3 protein-coding genes are annotated in these 2,071 nt (G+C 63.9%); 2 read left to right on the top strand and 1 reads right to left on the bottom strand.

Going from position 1 to position 2,071, the window contains the following annotated elements:
* Both A5775_RS22505 and A5775_RS22500 read left to right on the top strand, forming a co-directional pair.
* On the top strand, positions 1–637 hold a 637-nt coding region (locus A5775_RS22505; RefSeq protein ID WP_067257366.1), incomplete at its 5' end, for a TylF/MycF/NovP-related O-methyltransferase.
* A 115-nt stretch (positions 638–752) separates the two neighbouring features.
* Positions 753–1,556, top strand: coding sequence for a class I SAM-dependent methyltransferase (locus tag A5775_RS22500; protein WP_067257362.1), 804 nt, complete (start codon positions 753–755; stop codon positions 1,554–1,556).
* 24 nt (positions 1,557–1,580) lie between these two features.
* Here A5775_RS22500 and A5775_RS22495 read toward each other — a convergent pair.
* On the bottom strand, positions 1,581–2,071 hold a 491-nt coding region (locus tag A5775_RS22495), incomplete at its 5' end, for a glycosyltransferase (protein WP_369827902.1).

Below are 2,071 nucleotides of genomic sequence, written 5' to 3'. Positions count from 1 at the left end.
GGCGCGCGACTTGGGGCTGGACTGGCCCGCGGATGCCTTGACGATGATCGGGATGCAGCGGCTGACCAGTCTGCAGCAGTGCGTCGAGACGGTCCTGGAAGAGGACGTCCCCGGCGATCTGGTCGAGTGCGGTGTGTGGCGCGGTGGTGCCTCCATCTTGATGCGGGCGGTGTTGGCGGCCCACGGAGACGAGAAACGAACCGTGTGGTTGTGCGATTCGTTCGCCGGAGTGCCGCCCCCCGACACCGTCAATTACAAGGCGGATAAAGGGATCAGGCTGCATCGCCACGCGCGCATCCTGGGTGTGCCACAAGAGCACGTGAAGGCGAATTTCGAGCGCTACGGATTGCTCGACGATCAGGTCCGTTTCCTTCCCGGGTGGTTCAAGGACACCCTGCAGGACGCCCCGATCGATCGCATTTCCGTGCTGCGGCTTGACGGCGACCTGTACGAGTCGACGATCCAGGCGCTCGATGCGCTCTACCCACGGTTGTCACCCGGGGGCTTTTGCATCGTCGACGACTACCACGCGATCAAGGCGTGCGCGCAGGCGGTGACGGACTATCGCACCCAGCATGGGGTGACCTCTGAGATCGTCGAGATCGACGGCACCGGCGTGTTATGGCGCAAGTCCTGAGAGAAACGCCGAATCGCTAGGTGTACGAGACGGTTTGCGCTCCGGTGAGGGGTGCGCGAAACACGATCACGGTGAACCGCTTCCGTTTCCCGCGGACGCGGCACGCGCCGATGCTATGGTTGCCGCCGTGGCAACAGGGCTGACACCCGGCACCCGCCTGCGGATGTGGTGGGTGCGCACCGAATATTGGCTGGCGCGCACGCTGCTGCCTGACGTCTACGCCAACGACGCGTTGATCACGTTCAACAACTTTCACGCGTTTCTGGACGATCCCGAATTCCAGCGCGCCTACCAGCGTGGTGCCCGCTCCCTCGGCAATGAGGATTGGTACCAGTGGCAATGGCGCGTGCACGTGGGGCTGTGGGCGGCGGCCAGCGCCAGCCAGCTCGAGGGCGATTTCGTCGAGTGCGGCGTCAGTTACGGCTTTTTGAGCAGCGCCATCATGGAATACCTCGATTGGGATCGGCTCGGCAAGACGTTCTACCTGCTCGATACCTTCGCCGGCATCGACCCACGGTTCGTCACCGAAAACGAACGCCAGGCCGGGGCGCTGGAGACCAGCGAAGGACACCTGCGCAACGGGATGTACGTGAACGGGGTTGAGAGCGTCCGCGCCAATTTCGCGCAATGGCAAAACCAGCGCATCATCGTCGGCGCGGTTCCCGAGACGCTCGAGCAGGTCGATGCGCCGTTGGTGGCTTACCTGCACATCGACATGAACTGCGCTCCACCCGAAGTCGCTGCGCTGCGCTTCTTTTGGCCGCGACTCACACCCGGTGCCTTCGTGCTGCTGGACGACTACGCGAACCGGGGACGCGACGAGCAGCGCGCCGCCATGGACGCGGTCGCCGGCGAGCTGGGTGTGAAAATCTGCACCTTGCCCACGGGTCAGGGCCTGCTCGTCAAGCCGGCACGCTAACGATCCGGGCGGCGTTAAACCCGCCTAGGCAAGCGCTTTCCGGCGTACGGCGTCTTCCAAGAGGTCGGCCGTGGTTTCGATGCTCTGGGCGGGCTTGGTCAAACGGGTCGCGAACTCGCGGGCTCTGGTTGCGTATGCCGGGGCAAGGATGGTGCGTAAATCCTTCACCAGCGATTCTTGGGTGGCGGCCGAAAAGCGCCGGGCCGTACCGACTTTCAGGCGTTTGATCGCAGCGGCCCAATACGGTTGATCGGCCGAACTCCACAGCGCCAGGGTAGGGACGCCTGCGCGCAGACTCGCGGCCGTAGTACCGGAACCACCGTGATGCACGACGGCACGGCAGGAGGGGAAGATGGTCGCGTAATTCACTACATCGACGACTTTGACGTGGTCGAAATGCGGCACGTCGCTGAACACGGTGCCGCCGAAGCAAATTAACGCACGCTCGCCTAGTTGCGCGCATGCGGCGCCGACCATTTTGACCGTATCGGCGGGCGATTCGGCGACCGGCATAC

Source organism: Mycobacterium sp. 852002-10029_SCH5224772, assembly GCF_001667315.1.
Taxonomy (GTDB): domain Bacteria; phylum Actinomycetota; class Actinomycetes; order Mycobacteriales; family Mycobacteriaceae; genus Mycobacterium.
The sequence above is the reverse complement of the archived record's forward strand: the minus strand, read 5'-3'. Positions and strand labels throughout refer to the sequence as shown.

Bases quoted from the DNA above. Each gene is read 5' to 3' on its own strand.
- A5775_RS22500 (WP_067257362.1), top strand. From the start codon at position 753: ATGGTTGCCGCCGTGGCAACAGGGCTGACACCCGGCACCCGCCTGCGG.